This window comes from Vibrio sp. MMH1-50 (assembly GCF_022347645.1).
GTDB lineage: Bacteria > Pseudomonadota > Gammaproteobacteria > Enterobacterales > Vibrionaceae > Vibrio > Vibrio harveyi.
This window is the reverse complement of the sequence record NZ_JAKRGG010000002.1, coordinates 50319-71390: the sequence shown is the minus strand read 5'-3', so window position 1 is coordinate 71390 and position 21072 is coordinate 50319. Positions and strand designations below refer to the sequence as shown.

Annotated in this window: 19 protein-coding genes and 1 pseudogene; 14 read left to right on the top strand and 6 right to left on the bottom strand. The window is 44.7% G+C overall.

Annotation, left to right across the window (positions count from 1 at the left end):
- Positions 1-2: 2 nt before the first annotated feature.
- A complete protein-coding gene (gene vopD, locus MHO32_RS02370; RefSeq protein WP_005450225.1) occupies positions 3-1016 on the top strand; it encodes a type III secretion system translocon subunit VopD in 1014 nt (337 codons plus the stop codon).
- A 94-nt stretch (positions 1017-1110) separates the two neighbouring features.
- Here the strand turns inward: vopD and MHO32_RS02365 are convergent, their stop codons facing one another.
- Positions 1111-1287: a hypothetical protein gene (locus tag MHO32_RS02365; RefSeq protein WP_167393747.1), complete on the bottom strand. Its 177-nt coding sequence runs from the start codon at positions 1285-1287 to the stop codon at positions 1111-1113.
- Between the two features lie 312 nt (positions 1288-1599).
- Here MHO32_RS02365 and MHO32_RS02360 point away from each other — a divergent pair, with 312 nt between their 5' ends.
- From MHO32_RS02360 to MHO32_RS02350, 3 genes are all read left to right on the top strand, one after another.
- A complete protein-coding gene (locus MHO32_RS02360; protein WP_038898134.1) occupies positions 1600-1956 on the top strand; it encodes a MerR family transcriptional regulator in 357 nt (118 codons plus the stop codon).
- Between the two features lie 58 nt (positions 1957-2014).
- Positions 2015-2398 (top strand): carboxymuconolactone decarboxylase family protein, encoded by a 384-nt coding sequence (locus tag MHO32_RS02355; protein ID WP_050923965.1) that lies wholly within the window; start codon positions 2015-2017, stop codon positions 2396-2398.
- Positions 2399-2858: 460 nt separating this feature from the next.
- Positions 2859-4232 (top strand): carbohydrate porin, encoded by a 1374-nt coding sequence (locus MHO32_RS02350; RefSeq protein ID WP_009698246.1) that lies wholly within the window; start codon positions 2859-2861, stop codon positions 4230-4232.
- Positions 4233-4295: 63 nt separating this feature from the next.
- On the opposite strand, the gene MHO32_RS02345 is transcribed toward MHO32_RS02350, so the two are convergent.
- Complete coding sequence (locus MHO32_RS02345) at positions 4296-5282, bottom strand: LacI family DNA-binding transcriptional regulator (RefSeq protein WP_009698245.1); 987 nt, start codon at positions 5280-5282, stop codon at positions 4296-4298.
- A 235-nt stretch (positions 5283-5517) separates the two neighbouring features.
- On the opposite strand from MHO32_RS02345, the gene MHO32_RS02340 reads away from it, so the two are divergent.
- The 4 genes from MHO32_RS02340 to MHO32_RS02325 all read left to right on the top strand — a co-directional run bounded on the left by MHO32_RS02340 (position 5518) and on the right by MHO32_RS02325 (position 10021).
- The gene (locus MHO32_RS02340) at positions 5518-6957 is read left to right on the top strand and encodes a sucrose-specific PTS transporter subunit IIBC (RefSeq protein WP_005450218.1); all 1440 of its coding nucleotides are present in this window, start codon (positions 5518-5520) and stop codon (positions 6955-6957) included.
- A 165-nt stretch (positions 6958-7122) separates the two neighbouring features.
- Entirely contained in the window at positions 7123-8046 is a 924-nt protein-coding gene (locus MHO32_RS02335; protein WP_038898132.1) for an aminoimidazole riboside kinase, read from the top strand.
- 31 nt (positions 8047-8077) lie between these two features.
- The gene (locus MHO32_RS02330) at positions 8078-9532 is read left to right on the top strand and encodes a sucrose-6-phosphate hydrolase (RefSeq protein WP_239210586.1); all 1455 of its coding nucleotides are present in this window, start codon (positions 8078-8080) and stop codon (positions 9530-9532) included.
- A gap of 153 nt (positions 9533-9685) precedes the next feature.
- Positions 9686-10021 (top strand): zinc ribbon domain-containing protein YjdM, encoded by a 336-nt coding sequence (locus MHO32_RS02325; protein WP_005450215.1) that lies wholly within the window; start codon positions 9686-9688, stop codon positions 10019-10021.
- An 81-nt stretch (positions 10022-10102) separates the two neighbouring features.
- Here MHO32_RS02325 and MHO32_RS02320 read toward each other — a convergent pair whose 3' ends face one another.
- The 3 genes from MHO32_RS02320 to MHO32_RS02310 form a co-directional block, all read right to left on the bottom strand.
- On the bottom strand, positions 10103-10939 hold the full coding sequence (locus MHO32_RS02320; RefSeq protein WP_038898130.1) for a heme/hemin ABC transporter substrate-binding protein: 837 nt from the start codon (positions 10937-10939) through the stop codon (positions 10103-10105).
- 93 nt (positions 10940-11032) lie between these two features.
- Entirely contained in the window at positions 11033-13288 is a 2256-nt protein-coding gene (locus MHO32_RS02315) for a TonB-dependent hemoglobin/transferrin/lactoferrin family receptor (protein ID WP_239210585.1), read from the bottom strand.
- 201 nt (positions 13289-13489) lie between these two features.
- Positions 13490-14170, bottom strand: coding sequence for a Crp/Fnr family transcriptional regulator (locus MHO32_RS02310; RefSeq protein ID WP_239210584.1), 681 nt, complete (start codon positions 14168-14170; stop codon positions 13490-13492).
- Between the two features lie 212 nt (positions 14171-14382).
- Between MHO32_RS02310 and MHO32_RS02305 the strand changes: the two genes are divergently transcribed.
- The 5 genes and pseudogenes from MHO32_RS02305 to MHO32_RS25885 all read left to right on the top strand — a co-directional run.
- Positions 14383-15189, top strand: a complete 807-nt coding sequence (locus MHO32_RS02305) for a class I SAM-dependent methyltransferase (RefSeq protein WP_239210583.1) — start codon at positions 14383-14385, stop codon at positions 15187-15189.
- A 3-nt stretch (positions 15190-15192) separates the two neighbouring features.
- Complete coding sequence (locus MHO32_RS02300; RefSeq protein WP_009698239.1) at positions 15193-15516, top strand: cupin domain-containing protein; 324 nt, start codon at positions 15193-15195, stop codon at positions 15514-15516.
- 206 nt (positions 15517-15722) lie between these two features.
- Positions 15723-16190, top strand: a complete 468-nt coding sequence (locus MHO32_RS02295; protein WP_069686975.1) for a hypothetical protein — start codon at positions 15723-15725, stop codon at positions 16188-16190.
- Between the two features lie 192 nt (positions 16191-16382).
- Positions 16383-18020, top strand: coding sequence for a methyl-accepting chemotaxis protein (locus MHO32_RS02290; protein WP_017819109.1), 1638 nt, complete (start codon positions 16383-16385; stop codon positions 18018-18020).
- A 227-nt stretch (positions 18021-18247) separates the two neighbouring features.
- Positions 18248-18361: pseudogene (locus MHO32_RS25885) on the top strand (alpha/beta hydrolase); the annotation flags it as partial.
- Between the two features lie 438 nt (positions 18362-18799).
- Here the strand turns inward: MHO32_RS25885 and MHO32_RS02285 are convergent.
- Positions 18800-19438 carry a winged helix-turn-helix domain-containing protein gene (locus tag MHO32_RS02285; protein ID WP_239210582.1) on the bottom strand — a complete coding sequence of 213 codons (639 nt, stop codon included), beginning with the start codon at positions 19436-19438 and terminating at the stop codon, positions 18800-18802.
- Between the two features lie 497 nt (positions 19439-19935).
- Here MHO32_RS02285 and MHO32_RS02280 point away from each other — a divergent pair, with 497 nt between their 5' ends.
- The gene (locus tag MHO32_RS02280) at positions 19936-21072 is read left to right on the top strand and encodes an efflux RND transporter periplasmic adaptor subunit (protein WP_017188234.1); all 1137 of its coding nucleotides are present in this window, start codon (positions 19936-19938) and stop codon (positions 21070-21072) included.

Here is a 21072-nt window from a genome sequence, read left to right as displayed (position 1 = left end):
TTATGTTAGATAAAATTGGCAATACTGGACGTGCAGATCTTTACGGTTTGGGCGAGCTAGGTAAAACCACTAAGGCTGAAAAAGCGCCTGAGACAAAAACGGAAGCTGCGGCAATCCGTGGTAACAGCGAGGCAGCAGTATCAGGTCCTAAACATTACCAATTGGATGGTCCAAAAGCACCTGCAATCGGCGATCAAGCTCGAGTAGTTGAAAAGCTGATGAGCGCATTGGCGCCAACTGTGAATCTGCTAATGCAGACAACAGAAAAAGCCCTAAACGGTGAGCAGGTCATTAAATCTCCATCGGACGCGATTTCACAATCACTGTCTCTGCTTACGCTGCTTTATCAAGTGTCTAAGCTAAGCCGTGAGCAGCAAGTACTGCAACGTGAAATTGCTGTTGAAGCAAACGTAGCAAGCCTTAAGAGCCAAGCACAAGAGCTTAACAACTCAGCCAAAGCGATGATCGCAATGGCGGTTATCTCTGGTGTTATGGCGGGTGTTACTGCAATCATGGGCGCAGTTGGCTCAATGAAAGCAGGTAAGAAGATCAAACAAGAAGCCGCTGGTAACAAAGCATTTAAGGGGCAACAAGCAAACTTAGATGCCAAAATGGCTGAGATCAAAAACACCAAAGGTTTTGAAGGCGCGAAAGCAAAACGTGGGGAAATGCACCGCGAAGCAAATATGATTCGTACCGATATGGATCATATCAAAGCGGATACCACGGCTTACGGACGTAAGTTTGATAAGCAAATGGGCAACAACCAAGCGACGAACTCAGTCATTCAAGCTCTGACTCAAATGGCAAACTCTGCGTCAAACGTAGAGCAAACCAAAGCTCAGGCTCGTAGTAAAGAAGATGAAGTTCTAGCGACACGCGCACAAGCATCTAAACAGAAAGCAGACGAAAACGTCGGCTTCCAAGAAGGGTTGCTAAAAGAGTTGCGTGAACTGTTCCGCTCAATTGCTGATAGCCAAAACCAAGCTTGGCGTGCATCTATCCCAACAGTTTAAACCATAGCGGATAAGATCGCATAAAGAGTTAAGGCGCTGTATATACAGCGCCTTTTTTGTGTGGATCGCAATGGTATAAGCCGTATAAGCCAGATTATTCTTTTGGTTTTGAAACGCTTTGCTTCCGGTAGTAGCTGAACGCAATGATGCTCTCTACGGCTAAGATTGAAAACAGCTTCATGTTGTCCGATAGCGGTAGAAGTAGAATACAGACCAGTGCGGTAACGCTAGCGGTCAAACAAATTGATAGCCGATGCTTTTGACGTTCCATGTCGAGTCCTACGGTATGGTTTTCAATGTCTTGTTACTTGGCGTTTTCATCAAGAAGGTTGAGTTTAGGCTACCTAATTTGTTGGATCATCGCTTCTTTCTATATGATTAAAGCTATTGAAAATTTGAGTGCCTTTATAGCACAGGTGCTTTGAAGGGCGAGTTGCCTTGGTTCGTATGTTTCGTTAACGATTTTTGATTTAGAACCACTAGAGCTTCAAATTGTTGCCTCGCCTTCAAACCAAGTCATTCTTGCTGAACCTAGCACCTTGAGATTACTTGGGTATACAGCAATTTAAGTAGGGAAATGAGCATGAACATGAGTGAGTTTTCGAAGCGTGTTGAACTGTCGCCTCATACACTCAGATATTATGAAAAAATTGGTTTATTGAAGAATATTCAAAGATCCCCCAGTGGACATAGGATGTATACCGCCAAAGACTTGTCTTGGATCGAGTTCGTCAAACGTTTGAAAGACACCGCGATGCCGCTTGAAGAGATCCTTAAGTACGCAGATTTACGTGAAGTAGGCGAGAGCACGATTGAAGAGCGTCAGGTATTGCTAGAGAAACATCAAGAAAAACTGACTGAATACCTAGAGTTACAGAAGCAACACCTTGCAGCGCTAGAAGCAAAAATAGATTTGTATAAGCAAGGAAAAGTTCGTTGACTTAGAGTTAACTCTAACTTGTAGAGTGTTCCTAGATTCATACAAAAGGAGCATAAACATGTCATCGTCACGCTTTGATCAAGGATTAAAACTGCTTTCAGACATCGATGGTGAGGCAGGGCATAACGTTATTGATAGTCTGCAAGATATCTGTCCGGACTTAGCCAAGTTCACCATTGAATACCCGTTCGGAGATATTTACTCGCGACCTGCACTGGATATCAAATCGCGTGAAATCGCGACGGTTGCGGCATTAACAGCATTGGGGCACTGTCAGCCGCAGTTAAAAGTACACTTAAATGCAGCATTGAATGTTGGGTGTACAGCAGAAGAGATAAAAGAAGTCTTACTGCAAATGTCGGTTTATGCAGGTTTTCCTGCGGCATTAAACGGAATGTTTGTGTTCAAGGAGGTCCTCGCTGAACGGAGTGATCTGAATTAATAGGGAGCTCGCAGGTCGTAGCATCAAACCGCACTCAAGGTCTTGAAAAGGTAATACAACAAAGCCAGAGCGTCGAATCTGGCTTTTTCTTAACTCATCTCATCTCTAATCTACTAAGAAGGCGAGGACAACATGGGATGATCTTCTTATCTCTGCTTGGTCACCGCTATACCAATTCCTCGTTTATATAGCTTCAATCAATGGAATGTGCGCTGGTTAATGATTTTTATGTAAATAATGCCCCTGGACGTGATACAGCTAACAAAATTATTTTTGTTCGGTAACGTTCCCGAAAAGTTTGTATATTATCGCCCCATTGATACAAGTGGTAGAGACGCTCTGAGTCTGAGCGCTCTGAAATTCAGACTTTAGATAGGTATTTAAAGTCACCATAAGTTTGCAATTTTACTTGGGAACGTTTGCAAATAACCTAAGTATAAATTTACGTGAGACTATGGAAATGAAACTACACACTTTGACGATGGCAGTAGCGCTTGGGCTGGTTACAGCACCTGCATTCGCAACAACAGATGTTGACGCTCTTGAAAAGCGAATTAATGAATTAGAACAGAGACTTGAACAGACAGAAAAAGTATCCACAGAAGCAAATGAGAAAGCCTCAAGCTTTGAGTTTCATGGCTACGCTCGTTCCGGGCTGCTCATTAATGATGATCTGAATGGTGCAGTGGGTACTGGTCCTTACATGACGGCAGCTGGTGCTATTGGCGCGCCAATTGGACGATTAGGGGTTGAGGATGATCATTATGTGGAAGCAAACCTTATTCACAAACGCTTTGCAGATGATGGTTCCAGCGCATTGTTCCGAATCATGTTGGCAGATAGTACGGAAACCAATAACGAATGGACAGCGAGTGAGAGTCAATTAAACGTTCGTCAGGTATATGCTGAGCTAAACAAGTTGAGCATGTTCTCTGAATCAAGTGCGTTTGCTGACGCAACGTTTTGGGCAGGTAAACGATTTGACCGTGATAACTTTGACATTCACTTCTTTGACTCGGATATCGTTTTCCTATCTGGTACTGGTGCTGGCGTGTATGACGTCCAAATGAACGATTCGTGGAAAGCAAACTTCTCGATCTATGGTCGTGATTTTGGTGAGATTGATAGCTCGTCAACTGATGTTGAAAACTATATCGCGACAATGAACAACCGCTTTGGTAATTGGCAATTGATGCTGAGCGGCATGACGTCAGCTGATAACAATGATCGTGTAGAAGGAGCAGCAGACAAAGGTTTACATGCGATGTTTGCTTACCATGGCGATAACTTCTTTGGCATGAGTGAAGGCTTCTCTAAAACCGGTATTTTGATGGGTGATGGACTGGGTGCAGAACTTAAAGGCATTGGTTCAAACGGTGATTTGCTAGAAGACGCAAAAGCCGTACGCTTGTTCAGTTATGGTGTAACACGCATCGGCGACAACTGGCGTGTAGCACCTGCGTTGCTAGCAGAACACAGCCAAGATCGCTTTGCTAAAAATGATGAATTTACTTGGGCATCGTTCAACATCCGCTTAGCGCAAGAGTTTACACAAAACTTTGAGATGGTTTATGAAGGCTCATACCAATACATGGACCTAGACAATGCGATTGATAAAGCAAGTGGCAGTTTTTACAAAGCGACAATTGCACCAACGCTTAAGATGTCTACCGCAGCAGGTTTCTTTGACCGTCCAGAGCTACGTTTTGCTGTTAGCTACGTTGATTGGAGCGAAGACTTGAATGGCTACTCGATTAGCCAGGATGCGGGCGCTGCAACGATGGGTGATGGTGGTGAAGTTCTGTTTGCACTGCAAATGGAAACTTGGTTCTAAAGGGAGCTAACCTACAAAGAGTAATAAGAAAAGCGCCAACTGATTTCAGTTGGCGCTTTTTCATTAACAGGACTGACGCTCAATTGTTTTGAAGGTTAGTACCATCTTACTCATTTCAAAACTTCTGTTAGCAATTCTATCTAGTAACAGTTTCGCACCATTTTCCCCTGCTTTATCAAATGCATAGTTAAATGTTGATAAGGTTGGGGTGCACACTGATGCGAGCTCATCATCACCAACTCCTAACACTAAAACGTCTTTACCCGGTGTTAACCCGAGCTCTTGAATCGCTCTCATCGCACCGATAGCAATACGGTCTGTCGCACAGAACAAGCCATCTAGCTTAGGGTTCTTTGTTAAGTGTTGTTTTGCCAATGAATAGCCAGAATCGATTGTAAAGTCACCACGAGCATGGAAGGCGAGCTCAAAACCATGGTGTTGCAGAGCTTGAACAAATCCTTCAGAGCGTTGCTTATCTACCGCGATATCGTCACCTTGCACACCAATAAAACCCATGGTTTGGCAACCTTTTGCAACCAGTCTATTTCCCGCTTCAAACCCTACTCGTGCGTCATCATGAATGATGCTTGGAATATTAAACATGGAACCATCTTGACCGACGAGCACAACTGGGACGGCTGAGTTTTGAATTGCTTTTACCAGCTTGGAATCGAGGTGGGTGGCGTAAAGAATGATCCCTTCAACCCGTTTTTGGTTAAAGATCTGAATGTATTCCAGTTCTTTTTCGTGGGCTTGGTGAGTGCTAGCAAGTAAGACATGTTTCCCAGCTTTTTCAAGGACATCGGTTAATCCATCGACACCTTGGGATGTGGCATGAGAGGAAACCCGAGGAACAATGACACCAACCAGATTGGTCTTTTGAGATTTTAGATCTTTAGCGACTTGGTTCGGCACATAGCCACACTCCGCTACTGCTTGGCGGACCTTCTGTTTTGTCGCTTCTTTTACGCCATACTCATCGTTTATAACCCGTGACACTGTTGATTTTGATACGCCAGCCAGACGGGCGACATCATGCAGACTCGCCATTGTTCCTATCCATTCTGTTTTTCGTTTTTGGGATTGTTTGCAAAGAGAAGATGAAAATCTCTTTGATAAGTAGCGATTCTAACCTCCTATACTGCTCTTAGGGAGAGAATTTGACGATCATTCTCACATTCTCTCTGCTTTATCTTTGATCATTTGGTTTTATTGAGCAAAAATCTGTTTTGCAAACGTTCCCGAAAATATCGCAAGCTCAGATAATAATCCAATGGGGTATGAAATGAATTATCCGGCAGTAGCAAAAGAGTTGTTAACTCTATTAGGTGGTAAAAGCAACATCACCGCACTTGCGCATTGTGCGACACGCTTACGCCTTGCCGTTGCAGATGAGCAAAAAATAGATGAACAAGCGATTGATAGCCTTGAAGGGGTAAAAGGGCAGTTCAAAGTTGCGGGTCAGTACCAAATCATTTTTGGATCAGGCATCGTAAACCAAGTTTATGCAGAAATGGCGAAGTTGACGGGGATGAGTGAAATGTCCACCAACGACGTTGCGTCTGCTGGCGCAGAGAAACAAAACATCGTTCAGCGCGCGGTGAAAGGGCTGTCTGATATTTTCGTCCCAATCATTCCAGCAATCGTCGCTGGCGGTTTGTTGATGGGTATCTATAACCTTTTGACTGCTCAAGGCTTGTTTATTGATGGCAAATCTTTGATTGATGCCAACCCAGGACTGACAGACTTGGCGAACATGATCAACACGTTTGCGAACGCTCCGTTTGTTTACCTGCCTATTCTGCTGGCATTTTCAGCTAGTAAGAAGTTTGGCGGTAACCCTTATTTAGGGGCGGCGTTAGGTATGTTGATGGTCCACCCAGAATTACTTAACGGGTGGGGCTTCGGGGGGGCTGCGGTATCTGGCAACATTCCGGTTTGGAATATTCTTGGCTTTGAAATTCAAAAAGTGGGCTACCAAGGTTCGGTGTTACCGGTTTTGGTATCGGCATTCATTCTTGCGAAGGTTGAGTTAGGTCTGCGCAAGGTCATTCCTTCTGTTTTAGATAACCTCTTAACGCCGCTACTTGCGATTTTCATTACGGGCTTATTGACGTTTACTGTCGTCGGTCCATTCACGCGTGATATCGGTTTCCTATTGGGTGATGGTCTGAACTGGCTATACAACACAGCTGGCTTTGTTGGTGGTGCGGTATTTGGTCTTATCTATGCTCCGTTTGTTATTACCGGTATGCATCACAGCTTTATTGCGATTGAAACGCAACTTCTTGCGGACATTGCAACGACTGGCGGCACCTTTATCTTTCCTATTGCGGCAATGTCTAACGTTTCTCAAGGCGCAGCAGCGTTGGCGGTGGGCGTGATGAGTAAAGATAAGAAGATGAAAGGTATTGCGATTCCATCGGGTGTCACGGGTTTGCTGGGTATTACAGAACCAGCCATGTTTGGTGTTAACTTAAAACTACGTTACCCATTTATTGCGGCAGTTTGCGCTGCGGCGTTATCAAGTGCGTTCATCACAATGTTTAATGTGAAAGCTCAGGCATTAGGGGCAGCTGGTCTTCCAGGCATCATTTCCATCACGCCGGATAAGATTGGTTACTACATCGCGGGTATGGTGATCGCGTTCTTGACCGCATTTGTTCTCACCATTGTTCTTGGTATGCGTGACCGCGCTAAAGTCGGTAAAAAAGCAACGGCTTAATCTGAACTCCTTAAGGATGGAGTCCCCCAAAATCCACTTCTTTTCCTAAATGTTTGGGGTGCTAGCCAAGCACTAATGGCTTGGCTAGCCTTTTTCAATTTTTACTTGGTAGTGAAGGTGTTCAACACGTTGGACTATCAGGGCTTTAATTTTAAGGTAAGCAAGATGAATCAAGTGTGGGTAACTGGTGATGCTGTTGTCGATCTAATACCGGAATCTGAGACTTCTTTACTCAAATGTCCCGGTGGTGCACCAGCGAATGTCGCCGTAGCAATTGCTCGTCTATCTGGTAAGAGTGCGTTTTTTGGACGTGTGGGTGATGACCCATTTGGTCGCTTTATGAAATCAACTCTGGATCAAGAGGGCGTGTGCACGGAGTTTCTCGTTAAAGATCCTGAGCAAAGAACATCAACAGTGGTGGTGGATTTAGACGATCAAGGTGAGCGCAGCTTTACGTTTATGGTAAAACCGAGCGCTGATCAGTTTATGTCTGTTGAAGATATCCCAAACTTTAAGCAAGGTGACTGGCTGCATGTTTGCTCGATTTCACTGGCAAATGAGCCAAGTAGAAGCAGCACATTTGAGGCGATCAAAAGAGCAAAAGCCGCTGGTGGTTTCATTAGCTTTGACCCTAACTTGCGTGATGAAGTGTGGCAAGATCAATCAGAAATCCAAGCTGTCGTAATGAAGGCTGTAGCGATGGCTGATGTGGTTAAGTTCTCTGAAGAAGAGCTTTTGTTCTTAACTGACTCAACATCGATAGCGCAAGGTTTACAACAAATAGCCGCTATGAATATTGCTTTGGTCTTGGTGACACAAGGTGCGAAAGGCGTTTGGCGCGTCTTTGAAAGTCAGAGTGAGCTGATCACCGGTCAAGTCGTTAGTCCGATTGATACCACAGGTGCGGGTGATGCTTTTGTCGGAGGGCTACTGGCATGTCTGTCTCAACATGAGGATTGGAAAAATCATCCTGTTGTTAGCTCTGCGATTCAATGGGCAAATGGCTGTGGTGCATTAGCGACGACGCAAAAAGGCGCAATGACCGCGCTTCCAACCCAGACAGAATTGCTGCAATTTATTGGGCAATGATCTTCAGATCCAATTTCAGTTGAGAAAAATTATGAGCTTAGACAACCGTTGGACTGTAGAGCAAAGATATCGCCGACTTGAACAAATCCCTCAGTGTGATATCGAAGAAATGACACTTTTACGTCAGCAAGATAAAGGCTTTCCTAGTTTTCATATCGCCCCTAGATTTGGGCTGTTAAATGACCCAAATGGGTTGTGCTATTTCAATGGTGAGCACCACATCTTTTACCAGTGGACGCCAGTGGGACCAGTCCATGGAATGAAGTATTGGTATCACCTTTCTACTAAAGACTTCATCCATTTTACTGATCATGGCGTGGGTCTTCATCCTGACCAAGACTACGATTCACATGGTGTCTATTCGGGCGGCGCTTTGGTGGAAAACAACAAGGCTTTACTGTTTTTTACTGGCAACAAGCGTGACCAAAACTGGAATCGAATCCCAACACAGTGTTTTGCCACCATGGATTCAGACGGCAACATTGAAAAGCACGGTGTGGTCATTGAGAACGAACATTACACGGAGCACTTTCGTGATCCAAAAGTTTGGAAGAAAGGCGACGACTATTTGATGGTGGTGGGTGCTCAAACCAAAACTGAACATGGTTCAATGGCGCTCTATCAAAGCAAAGATTTGAAAACGTGGCAGCATAAAGGTTCTATCAAGACCAAGTTTTCTGACCTTGGGTACATGTGGGAGTGTCCTGATTTCTTTGAGATTAATGGTCAATCGGTGATGCTGTTTTCTCCACAGGGCGTGAGCAGTAGTAATCCTTATGATTTTAAAAACATCTATTCTGTCGCGTATATCGTGGGTGATCAGTTGAACCTAGAGTCGATGACTTTAGAAAACCACCAAGATATTTTGCAGCCAGATTATGGGTTTGATTTCTACGCCCCACAAACCTATTTAGATGAGAATGGGCGTCGCATTCTTATTGCATGGATAGGGTTGCCAGAAATCGACACGCCATCGGTCACACACCAGTGGGCAGGAATGCTGTCTCTTCCTAGAGAACTAACGTTGAAAGATGGTTTTCTTGTTCAAACTCCGCTCCCTGAGCTGAAAAGTTTAAGAAAAGAAGAGGTGGTCTTTGCACAATCCCATACACTGGAAAGTACCAGTTGTTTGATCCAATTAGACCTTGTGGGCGATGGCTTTGAACTTGAGCTGAGCAACCTCAAAGGTGACAACATCGTCTTTAGTGCGACAGAGCATGAGTTTATGCTGGACCGTCATCACATGTCGCACTTGTACGCAGAAGAATTTGGTGGCATTCGAAAAGCACCAAGATTGGACGCTAAGCAGACGATTGAGATGTATATCGACCATTCTGTCATCGAGATTTTCATTAATGGTGGCAAACACACGATGACCAGTCGTTTCTTTATTGACGACCTCAATACGGTAACGTTGAGAGGGTTGGATCAAGCAAGGCTTTTCCCTTTGAAAGGTATTACAGGCTTGTTTGAATCGTCTATGTAGTTCGGCGCATCGAACGGCGTTGTCCTCGGGTAAGAGATGACGCCGTTTTCAATCAGCTTTGTTTTTCGATATATACGATAGTTTGCAAATAGGCTCGATAAGGTGAGCAATTACCATTACCATATTGGCAAATTCATTAGCTCGTGATTATTTATGTCTTTACCTCCTTGCCCAAATTGTAACTCAGAATACGTTTATCCAGATCAAGACCACTTAGTTTGCCCTGAATGCGCACACGAGTGGAACCCGACTCAGGCAGCAGAAGAAGACGCCGTAAACGTGAAAGATGCCAACGGCACTTTGCTGCAGGAAGGTGATAAGGTCACGTTAGCCAAAGATCTAAAAGTAAAAGGCAGCTCATTGGTGCTGAAGATCGGCACCAAAGCTGTGATTCGTCGTATTAAAGACGGCAAAGATCATCAACTAGATTGTAAAGTCGATGGTGCTGGCGAGATGATGGTGACGGCGCAGTTTGTGAAGAAGGCGTAATACCTGCACTTAGATATCGCTTTCAGAAGCAATAAAAACAGCTCATTAGGAGCTGTTTTTTTGTTTTTAAGCAACGCTTGATTATTGAGGGCAAAACGTTTGATTGAGCTCTTTTGCTACCTCGATACTTGCTAGCCCAAATCCACCCAATAAGGCGCCACTTGGTACGACAAGGATATTTTTGTTGATGCCGGCTGGCGTTGATTTTAGAGCCGGCAACTTGTCCAGAATCTTATCCGCACTCTGATACATATCCCACGCTCTTTGACTCACTAAAATGTAGTCGGGTTGCATCTCTAACATCGCTTCCATACTGGTTGAGCGATAGCCTTTAAAGTGTGCTTGTGCAGGATTAATCGCCCCTGCGAGAGTAATGATGGTGTCGATTGCCGTATCAGCGCCACCGACGCGTGTTGCTCCAGAGCGGTCAAGCATAAAGAAAATAGCTTTTGGCTTGGTTTGGCATTGTTTGTGTTCTAGTTTCTCAATTTCTGATGTCACGCTTTGTTTTAGCTGCTTGGCTTCAGTAGGATGCCCCATGACTGCTGCCAGAGTGTCTATTCGAGACAACAGCTGAGGGACATGTTGCCCTGAAGGGATTGTTACCACTTCGACACCACTTTTCGCAATTTGTTTGATGGCAGTTTGTGGTCCCATTTCATCAGTGCCGATCAAGTGGGTAGGGCGCAGTGCCATTACTCCTTCAGCAGAGAGACGAACATGTAAGCCTAACTGTGCGATGTCTTCATTGCCTTCAATCAAATGTCTACTGGTAAAATCTGCACCGACTAGCTTGTCTTGCGCGCCTAATGCATAAATGATTTCTGTCACCCCAAAGCCTGAGCTGATCATGCGATCTTCAGCATGCAAGGGCATCGTGACCAAAGAAGCGAGTGCCAAACATAAGAGTTTTTTCATGTATTTCACCTTACATACCATGAACAAATACGGGTATGTTTGATAAATCAAAGCCCCTCCGTAGAAGAAGGGGCTAAATAGTATAAATGTGCTTTAGAAAACGTATTTCGCGTTCACGCCGAAGTTGATACCTGGCGAAGTTAACGAGTCTGAATTTGCAACGGACGTTGGTGTTAACCCTTTCACACGGCTGTAGCTCCAGTATTTCTTATCAAATACGTTAAATACACCACCTCGAATGGTTAGGTTCTTGATTGGTTGCGCATAGGCGGTAACATCAACGATGCCGTAGCCTGGTGCTGACAAGTTATCTTTATTGCTCCAATCGCTGCCATCTTTGCTAGCAACAGCCGTTAAGGTGGTTTCCCAGCCGTACAGTGCATTGGCTTGGTCGAAGCCAAGACCCAATACCCCGCTCAGTGGTGCGACACTGTCTATGGCTTTTCCTGAGTCTTTATCCTCACCTTCAGACCATGCACCACTGACACGTAAGTAAGTGCCATTTGGTACAGGCATTAACGCTCCGAGCTGCAGGGCACTTGAGAATTCCACACCGTAGATTTTCGCGTTGTCGATGTTCTCGTTTTTGCTGTACATGTATCGAGTACCTTGGTGCACTTCAGTCCAAGATGTTGAGTTAATGAAGTCACTGTAATCGTTGTAGTACGCTGCTAATTCCCAGTTCAACACTTGATAGTTCTGGCGAACACCCAGTTCAATAGAATCACTGGATTCGGGCTTCAAATCAGGGTTTGCAAGCACTACAACATGCATTCCAGGGACGGGATTACGCTCAAAGCTGTAGTAAAGCTCTTCTGGTGTTGGTGCTTTAAAACCACGCGCGTATTTAGCGAAGGCGCTGGTGGTATCGGTAAAGTGGAACACGCCTCCCAATTGTCCTGTGATTGCATCTGTATCGAGATCTTTGTATTCACCTAGGTTGCCGTTGATATTGCGATGATCTTTGGTTGGTCGGTATTGGAACATGTCGTAGCGAAGACCAGTGGTTACAATCAAGCGGTCATTCATAAGATACATCTGATCTTGCGCGAAAAGCCCAGCTTTGCGTACGTCAGTTTTTGGTGGCATTTCAACAACGCCACTGGTGTCTTTCCCTTTATTATCCGTGTCACGAGTTTCGAGCTTGAACTCGCTGTCGATTAAGGTTGCTCCGTAAATAAAGTCGTGATTTGTGTTTCCTAGCACGAACGATTTATCGAGCTGTACATCCAGCTGGAGCGATGTATCCTTCGCGTTACGCTGTCTGGTTCGTTCGGTGCTGGTAAAAGGTGGGAAAGCGCTTGTCAGTGTGTCTTTTGTGGTGTTTTTCGCTTCCGAAATCTGCCAGTTTGCTTGCCAAGTTAGGTGATCAAAAGCGGAGTATTGAGCATTCCAAGTGTGCTCAATGCCAACGCGACCTCTGCGCTGAGTGTCCTCGAAATGATAGTTAGAATATTTACTGAAGCCACTAGAGCTACCTTCTAGAGAAAGACTTTTCCCATCCGAGTCTTGTTCGAAGTACTGCCCAGTAAACCCGAAATGATGATCTTCACTGGCTTGAAGCTCTAACTTAGACAAAATGTTGTTTGATGTGTAGTTCATCGGATCGGCTTTACCACGACCTTCGCCAGTGATATCAGCCCCATCGCCATGCGTTTCCAGTTCGTCACCATCGCGATGAGTAAAGATAATCATCCCTTTAAGGTCTTCATTAAACTGGCGAGCCGCGTTTACGGTTGCTTTGTAACTGCCGTCGCGAGATTGATACCCTGCGTCGACACTCGCATGACCTTCTTCGCCTTGGAGGAGATCATCAGCGGATTTTGTTCTCATCAAAACGCTGCCGCCGAGTGCACCACTGCCGTACAAACTTGAAGACGAACCTTTGTTAACTTCAATGGCGGTGAGCGTATCAACTTCGACTTGCCCTTGACCTTTGCCAAGAACATTCATCACAGTTCCGCTGACTCCTGAACCGTAAGCGACAGGTTGTTCTACGCCATCGACTAGAACTTTAACCCGGCTTCCGTCCATTCCTCGGACATTGAAATCTGACGCCCCAAAACGTGAGTTGCCATTCATGCTGACGCCCGGTATGTAACGCAGGCTTTCTTCGATATTGTTTGCCATCTGCTTTTCAATATCTTCTGAGCTGACAACCGCCACACTACCTGCGACGTCAGAAATAGACTGTTCCATACGAGACGCAACGACGACAACGGTTTCCATTTTTTGTGTGTTTGCGGTGGGCTTTTGTTGTTCGGCATCACTAGATGCATAAGTGAGAGGGGCAATAAGCGTTGGCAGCAATAATGTAAAAGGTGCCACCCTTGGCTTTAAAAGAGACATACTGCATTTCCTTAGAAAAATCGCACTAAAAATAAAAGCTCTTAGCGCTCCAAGTGGGAATGGTTATCATTATTATTGCAGTATGATGAACAAGATTTGCTCACCCAGATTTGATCTTTATCAATTAATAATGCATCTCATTTGCATCTTTTGGGTGGTGGTGGAATGTTCAAGTCGGCAAACACCGCTGATGGCTGCCTCTCAATCTCGTTGGAATATTTCTGGTGCTAACTCCACCGCTTCGCACATGGCAGGAATATCTAGCAACGTGATATGGCTTTCGCACTCAGTAATAAAACCCTCGTTTTTCAGTTTTTTGAACGTCCTAGAAAGCGTTTCTGGCGTCATCCCTAGCTGTGTTGCGAGCAGCTTTTTTGTCACGGGTAATGTGATTTTCCCTTCGCTTCTCGATTGAGCACAATAGAAGTCAGCCAGCTTCATCACCAGTCTTTGGTTCGCGTTTACTTGCGTCAAAATGTTCACGGTATCCATCAGCTGGTGGATGCGATTGGTCATGTAGTTCATGACTTTTAATGAAGTCTGCGGAGACTGAGTAAACACCGTTAACACATCTTGGTAGTGGAACACTGATAACTCCGTGTCCTGATCGACACGGGCACTCATCGGATAGGTTCTTGGGGACATAAACATCGCCATTTCCGCAATCATTTCTCCCGCCATAAACACTCTAAACAGCTTTTCGTCGCCGTTTGGCATCAAACGAAACAGCGAGACTTTTCCTTTCTCTACCAAATACATATTTTCCGCAGGCTCCCCACGTTCAAACAGTTGATGCCCTGCATCGCAATGCAAAGGCGAGCGTTTTGAGAAGAGTTGCGTTTTTTCTTCTTCGTTCAGGAGCGAAACAATAGAGCCGGGCACGCTGTTTTCCTTAGCTTGATAATTATCAAGCAGCAAATTCGGACTTGGGGGATAAGATACAAATAATAATCATTATTGATTGATGTGCCAACTTATCCAACCTGAGAAAGGAGAACAGTTATGGACGGTATTAGCCACGTATTTCGATGGGTTGCCTTGTGCGGTCTGGTCGTTCTTTTTGTTCCCGTCGCCATCTTTGCTTAGGAGTCATTATGTCTAAACGATTAGCGATGCCCAATGAAGGGCGAGAAGTGACAAAAACACCGGGACACTGGGTACTCGCTCAACTGGGTAAGAAAGTGCTGCGTCCTGGTGGCAAAGAGCTAACACAAAAAATGCTGCAAGGGTTGGCAATTACCCGTGATGACTGTGTTGTCGAATTCGCGCCTGGTATGGGTTATACGGCACGTTTGTGCTTGGAAAAATCCCCTGCAAGCTACACCGCTATCGAACAAAATGAGCAGGCAGCCGATATTGTTCGCTCTTACTTACAGGGGGCAAACCAACGTTGTCATGTCGGGAATGCACAAGAGACAGGGTTAGAGCCAGAATGCGCTTCAGTGGTTTATGGCGAAGCTATGCTGACGATGCAATCCGATGCGCGTAAAAACGAAATTATTGCTGAGGCTGCTCGAATCCTCGCAACTCATGGTCGTTATGGTATCCATGAACTGTGCATTACGCCAGATACTATCGATGAAGATAAAAAGCGCGCGATTCAAAGAGAAGTTTCCGAGGTCATTCAACACCCCGCCAAACCTATCACACCCGCAGAGTGGAAAGCTCTGATGGAAGAGAATGGCTTTGTCGTTGAGTTTGAAGCTGTTGCTCCAATGCATTTACTCGAACCAAAACGCGTTATCGCCGATGAAGGCTTGAGTGGGTTCTTAAAAATCGTGAAAAACGTACTGACTAAACCGCAAGCGAGACAGCGTGTGTTAGGCATGCGTAAGATTTTCCGCAAACACGAAAAGAACCTATCTGCGATAACGCTTGTCGCAAGAAAGAAGGAAAGCTAAATCATGTTTGAATACACCTTATATGAAGATCTCGCCAGCGAAGTGGATATCCCCAAAGCAGGTATCACAAGTTGTCCTGTGTACAAAAGTGAGCGTTTGCGAGGTGTTATTTTCGGGTTCGCCGAGGGTGAAGAAATGAGCGAACATACTGCAGCAGTACCAGCGATTGCACAAATACTCGAAGGAGAATGTACGTTCACATTAGAAGAAGAGGCGAAAGAACTAAAAGCTGGCGCTTGGTTGCTAATGGACGCGCATTTGCCTCACAGCATTATCGCAAAAACGCCATTGAAGCTGATGCTGTACCTGTTGCGCGAGCCTAAGTAATGTTCAAATAAGGTACGCCATCATTAAAACCAAATTGTTAGTTTACTAGGGCAACAGTATTTGGCAGCCTCAATAGCGATATTGAGGCTGTTTTCTTTCTGTTTCATTATTCGCCATTGTGCGTCCCAAAAGCCACGTGCACATTTGCACTCTGGCGTGTCATTCTTAAGCTATCTCTCTCGGTTTTTATCTTGATAGGCAAGGGCATGAAGGAATACGCACCGCAGTACAGCAAAAAACAAAAGATCATCAGGGTCGTTATTGCTGGCGTATTTTGCATTCTAGCTGGTGTGCTGTTTAAGCTTGAGGGGGAGCCTCTACTGCAAGCAGTTGCCAAAGCGCCGGAATGTTATGAAGTGTTCGGTATGCAGGGATTAGAACTTCTGGTTTACATACTGTTCTTTTGGGTGCCACTGTCCGTGTTTTTACTTGCTGCGGTATTGATGTTGCCACTTGGCGTACGTGGTTTGATCGAAGGTCAGTTTCCACCTAAAGGTGTGAAGGTATTCAGACCCACTGTGATTCAACGCGGCAAGCTCGGTACGTTCAAATCCCTTATTCATCTCTTGTTCCCCTTATTGTGCTTTGGTTCTGTCGTGTGGGGTAATGGTCAAATCGAACCCATGATGGAGATCTTCCAACCAAAACAAGGGGAAACAACTTGTATTGACTGAAGTTCTTGATGTGTCTTTGTGACCTTGGTCCCTTATAGATAAGCCAATAAATTCAATTATTTGTTGAATCTAAAATATTAGTCGTAAAGATAAAAATTATTATAATACGTTGCACTGTATATGAAATTACTTGTGCTGTCTCTTTGTTATAATTGGGCGCGATTTGAACAATATAACAAAAGGTATCTATTCATGTTCAGCAACCTCTCTATCAAGCAAAAGATAGTTCTCCCTCTATCTTTGATGATTGTATTACTGACTTTAAGCTCAGTATTGAATGTTCTCACGATGTGGAAACAAACCGAGCTTAGCGACACGCTTAACGAGCAGGTTACCCCAAGCCTTTTTACCATTGAAGATGCGTATCGCGACCTCTATCAAGCAACTTCAGCGATTCAAGGTTTAGCTCTGGCGCAGTCTCAAGCGGAAATTGACCACCATCTATTTGAATACAAAGACAACGCATACAAAGCTCTGCCACGTATGAAAAAAGTCATGTCACTGTCCGATGCGGGGGTAATGCCTCGCAGTCATGGTAGCGAGGTGCAGAAGCTAGTATCAACAGGTGAGAAATGGCTGCAAAGCTATGAAACCATGATCAGCAAGCCACAATCGCAGTGGGTAAGTTATTACGAGTCAAACAAAGCGGAATTTGAACACCAATTTGGTGCGGTACGTGAACAACTAAATGTGGTGAAAGATGCGATTGAAGCAAAACAAAAGACGCTAAAAACGGATATCGCAGCAGCGGCGCTCCGTGCAGAACTTATTCTTGAAGCAGGCATCGCAATCGTGATTATTGCAGCGCTTGGTATGGTGGTATTACTGCTAAAAACTGTTGTGAAGCCAATCAACGACATCAAAGAAGCAATGGTGCAAATTGCGTCTGGAGAAGGGGATTTGAGCCAACGTATTAGCATCAACTCGCAAGATGAAATTGGTCAACTTGCTGGTGGCTTCAACCAGTTCGTGACTAAAATTCAAGCGACAGTGTCACAAGTCGTCGAAAGCGCAAACACATTGCGTCAGGAAATGAACAACCTGAATTCGTTGACCTCAACCATTGCAGATTCAACAGTTCATCAACAACGTGATAGCGAAGCTGTTGCCGCAGCAGTTCATGAAATGCAAGTGACCAGTCGCAACGTAAGCGACAGCGCTACAGAAGCCGCTTTGGCAAGCCAAACAGCGAACGAAGAGCTGTCGAATACCAATGTGATTTTGGAGCAAACAGTCGCAGCGATTCGTGATCTTGCGGGTGAGATTGAAAGTGCAAGCCAAGTTATCAATACACTAGATAATGACGTAAGCAACATTGCTTCGGTATTGGACGTTATCCGTGGCATTGCAGAACAGACCAACTTGTTGGCATTGAACGCGGCGATTGAAGCGGCGCGTGCTGGTGAGCAAGGTCGTGGTTTTGCTGTTGTGGCAGATGAAGTTCGTTCCTTGGCCAGCCGTACTCAAAAGAGCACGGGCGAGATTCAATCGATGATTGAGAAGCTGCAAGCAGGCGCTGCTCAGGCGGTGGAAGTGATGCAGGGCAGTAAAACCAGCAGCGAAGACACCATTCAATCGGCAGGTTTGGCGACAGAATCTTTGGCTGAAATCCTTAACGCGATCGCACGTATGAACGAGATGAACACGCACATTGCGACAGCAGCAGGTCAACAAAGCTCAGTGAGTGATGAAGTGAACAGCAACGTTCAAGGTATCGCAGACAGCAGCACGTCGATTGTTGATGTGGTGAGCCAAGCGCAACAGTCACTGTCTATGCTGTCAGAACAGACGCAACAGTTAGACAAGCAAGTCAGTCAGTTCCGCGTTTAATCAAGTGGAAGATTAGGTAACTCAAAGCCCCTTTAGTTTGGGGCTTTTTTGTCTTTAGGTGTTTGAACCCGCACCATTATTCGGGGGGCGGGAAGTCTCTATTCATCATTGAAGCTGGTGTCTGGCGATGTGCATTTCTCGCTTTCTTCCTACGAGCCACCGACATCGGAACAAAATATTTATCGTAAGGTCATGACTAAACGAGACTTCCGTTTATTAATGAGTAGAAGTTGTGGATTGAAGAAGGAGTGGGGCATAGTGCGCCGATATTTGATTCCCAGAAGTATGTTCCGCACGTGATGGCGTTTCTTAACAAACACTTTCCCGTTATTTCGAAATAAAAGAAAACCGAGCTGAAATTATTCAGCTCGGTTTTTATGCTCTAACTGCGACTACAATCGTCTTAATAAAAGCATCTAAATCCCATGTTTTTTAGGGTTCGCTCCGCTCTGCCAAAAAAGAGCAAACTGCATTGTTCATCTAGATAGTAGATACGATTGTGGCGCATGGTCACTGGCTTTTCGTAACTCAATACAATGTATTCGTTTCCCTTAGACTTTGAATATTCATATTGATAGTCAAGCGCTTGAAAGTCTGTCACAGCACCACCGATCGGTGAGTAATGATTCCGAGTCTCAATGTGATCTTTGTAGAGTTCAGTATAGGTCGTCCACCTATATTGCATCGCTTCTACCTTGCCAAACAGTTGAACTTTTGACTGGTGTGCAGTGAACAAGAGAATACCGTTGAACACGACTAATGCTATCAATACTTTGTGTTTATGGGCATTGAAGTAAAAGCTGATCTTTGTGATAAATGCATTCATGGTTGTTAATTGTCACTATCGTTTTTCCGTCATCGGAACGTTTTATTTCTGGGTAAGCTTTGGCTCTTAGTACTTGTTCAAAGTCGTGCTTGTAATACAGCGCTTTCGCTGTTTCATAAAGGTTGAAGACTGTTAGCACGAGCAATGCTGCGAGTAGAAGGCTCCATAAACCTTGGCTTTGACCCGTTTTGATAACACTCATTGGAGGCGTTTTTTGCTTTGGCTCAATTATTGGCTCAGAAACGAGCTTTTCTTGCTCAGCAACATCGAAGTTTAATGCATAGCCAACACCAGGGGTGTTTATGAGAATCGCTTTGTCGTCATCTTCTAGTGTGCGTCGAGTGCGATTGATCAGCTGCGGCAAGCTCTCTTGTGAGATATGCTCATAACCCCAAACCTGTTGGATAATCTCTTTATTGCTGATCGTGTTTGGATGCGCATCAACGAGGCAGTTCAATAATGCTTTTTGTTTATTGGTGAGCTTAATTGTGTCTTGCTCTTCTGTTTTGCCACTCAAAAGGGAGGGCAGTAAATAGTGAGTCGTCCTGTCCCATGTGAATTTCCCTAATACTATTCTATTGTTGTTTTTCATAACCAACTTATTTCGTATTTCAGGCTGTTTTAGGGGAGCGGATTATAGGGAAATGAAGAAGGAAATCAACGTCTATATTTGAAAAATAATTACGCAAAGCGAAGCGTAAATGTTCAGCTTATGATTCAATGTTAATCAGGTGTAAATGAAATTCAATGCCACTTTGTTATCATTTCAGTTTATGCTCTGCTTATATTAATTTCTCTCCAATATGACTTTTTGTTGATTTTTTTGTCACTAATTCTCTGGTTTTGTCTACTCTTTTTTCCTGTTTTTCTTAAGAGAAATTCAATTTCAATTGCTCACAGAAAATTTATTTTTCCAATAGAAAAGCGCTCAAATTGAGAGATCAATTACAGCTTTAGAACAAACATTTTTGTCTATCGTAAAGAGCGGTAAATTTTGTTGTATGTACAACATTGAATAATTATCATCCCGACTAATATTTGCTGACTTTTTATTGAGTCACGTTTTTTAGTTAGGAAGAGAGAATTTTCATGACACGTAGAACCACGCTATCGCTCTTGATTGCGTCGAGCCTATTATTGGTCGGGTGTGAACAGAGCCAAGAAGGACAAGCACAAGGTGGTCCAGCGCCGACACCAGAAGTGACGGTAATGACGGTTGAACCGGTTCGCCAAGCGTTAACGGTAGAATTGCCTGGTCGTAGCCGAGCGTTTAAAGAGGCAGAAGTTCGCCCACAGGTCACGGGTATTATTTCTGAGCGCAATTTTGAAGAGGGTGGTGTGGTTGAGAAAGGTCAGTCGCTTTACCAGATCGACGATTCTACGTTCCAAGCAGACCTATTAAGTGCAGAAGCGGAATTGATCCGTGCTCAAGCTTCGGAAGAATCGACGTACTCAACAGTTCGTCGTTACCGCGCGTTGATTACGAAGAAATCGATCAGCCAACAAGATCTCGATGAAGCAGAAGCGGCTTACAAAGAAGCGAAAGCGCAAGTGTTGGTAGCGAAAGCGAAGATCAACACAGCGAAGATCAATCTTTCTTACGCACAAGTGAAAGCGCCAATCAGCGGTGTGATCAGCAAGTCTAACGTAACGGCGGGTGCGCTAGTAACGGCAAACCAAGCGGCGACGCTAACGACTATCCAACAGCTAGACCCAATCAATGTTGATATCGTGCAATCTTCTGCTCAGCTACTCCGTTTGAAAGCTGCGATGTCACAAGGTCACTTGCAAAAAGACGAATCCGCTCAAGTAACACTAACGCTTGAAGACGGTTCGACGTATGCGCATAAAGGTATTATGAAGTTTACCGAAGTGAATGTAGATGAAAGTACTGGCAGCGTAACGCTACGTGCAGAATTCGCGAACCCAGATGGCTTATTGCTACCGGGTATGTTTGTGCGCGCAACGGTAACAGTAGGTGTGGACCCAGTGGCGATTCTTATCCCGCAGAACACAGTTACGCGTGACGCAACGGGCAAAGCCTCAGTAATGACAGTGGGTGCGGACAACAAGGTAACAATAACTCCGGTAACAACGGCGGAGTCTATTGGTAACCAGTGGCGTATTACTGACGGTCTGAAAGTGGGTGATAAAGTCATCACAACCGGTCTACAGATGATCCAACCGGGTAATCCAGTAACTATTCAATCAGGTGAGCAGGCTTAA

What these genes read in the sequence shown, in the direction of transcription:
- vopD (WP_005450225.1), top strand. Translation starts at nt 3, where the DNA reads ATGTTAGATAAAATTGGCAATACTGGACGTGCAGATCTTTACGGTTTG.
- MHO32_RS02365 (WP_167393747.1), bottom strand. Translation starts at nt 1,287, where the DNA reads ATGGAACGTCAAAAGCATCGGCTATCAATTTGTTTGACCGCTAGCGTT.
- MHO32_RS02360 (WP_038898134.1), top strand. Translation starts at nt 1,600, where the DNA reads ATGAACATGAGTGAGTTTTCGAAGCGTGTTGAACTGTCGCCTCATACA.
- MHO32_RS02355 (WP_050923965.1), top strand. Translation starts at nt 2,015, where the DNA reads ATGTCATCGTCACGCTTTGATCAAGGATTAAAACTGCTTTCAGACATC.
- MHO32_RS02350 (WP_009698246.1), top strand. Translation starts at nt 2,859, where the DNA reads ATGAAACTACACACTTTGACGATGGCAGTAGCGCTTGGGCTGGTTACA.
- MHO32_RS02345 (WP_009698245.1), bottom strand. Translation starts at nt 5,282, where the DNA reads ATGGCGAGTCTGCATGATGTCGCCCGTCTGGCTGGCGTATCAAAATCA.
- MHO32_RS02340 (WP_005450218.1), top strand. Translation starts at nt 5,518, where the DNA reads ATGAATTATCCGGCAGTAGCAAAAGAGTTGTTAACTCTATTAGGTGGT.
- MHO32_RS02335 (WP_038898132.1), top strand. Translation starts at nt 7,123, where the DNA reads ATGAATCAAGTGTGGGTAACTGGTGATGCTGTTGTCGATCTAATACCG.
- MHO32_RS02330 (WP_239210586.1), top strand. Translation starts at nt 8,078, where the DNA reads ATGAGCTTAGACAACCGTTGGACTGTAGAGCAAAGATATCGCCGACTT.
- MHO32_RS02325 (WP_005450215.1), top strand. Translation starts at nt 9,686, where the DNA reads ATGTCTTTACCTCCTTGCCCAAATTGTAACTCAGAATACGTTTATCCA.
- MHO32_RS02320 (WP_038898130.1), bottom strand. Translation starts at nt 10,939, where the DNA reads ATGAAAAAACTCTTATGTTTGGCACTCGCTTCTTTGGTCACGATGCCC.
- MHO32_RS02315 (WP_239210585.1), bottom strand. Translation starts at nt 13,288, where the DNA reads ATGTCTCTTTTAAAGCCAAGGGTGGCACCTTTTACATTATTGCTGCCA.
- MHO32_RS02305 (WP_239210583.1), top strand. Translation starts at nt 14,383, where the DNA reads ATGTCTAAACGATTAGCGATGCCCAATGAAGGGCGAGAAGTGACAAAA.
- MHO32_RS02300 (WP_009698239.1), top strand. Translation starts at nt 15,193, where the DNA reads ATGTTTGAATACACCTTATATGAAGATCTCGCCAGCGAAGTGGATATC.
- MHO32_RS02295 (WP_069686975.1), top strand. Translation starts at nt 15,723, where the DNA reads ATGAAGGAATACGCACCGCAGTACAGCAAAAAACAAAAGATCATCAGG.
- MHO32_RS02290 (WP_017819109.1), top strand. Translation starts at nt 16,383, where the DNA reads ATGTTCAGCAACCTCTCTATCAAGCAAAAGATAGTTCTCCCTCTATCT.
- MHO32_RS02285 (WP_239210582.1), bottom strand. Translation starts at nt 19,438, where the DNA reads ATGAAAAACAACAATAGAATAGTATTAGGGAAATTCACATGGGACAGG.
- MHO32_RS02280 (WP_017188234.1), top strand. Translation starts at nt 19,936, where the DNA reads ATGACACGTAGAACCACGCTATCGCTCTTGATTGCGTCGAGCCTATTA.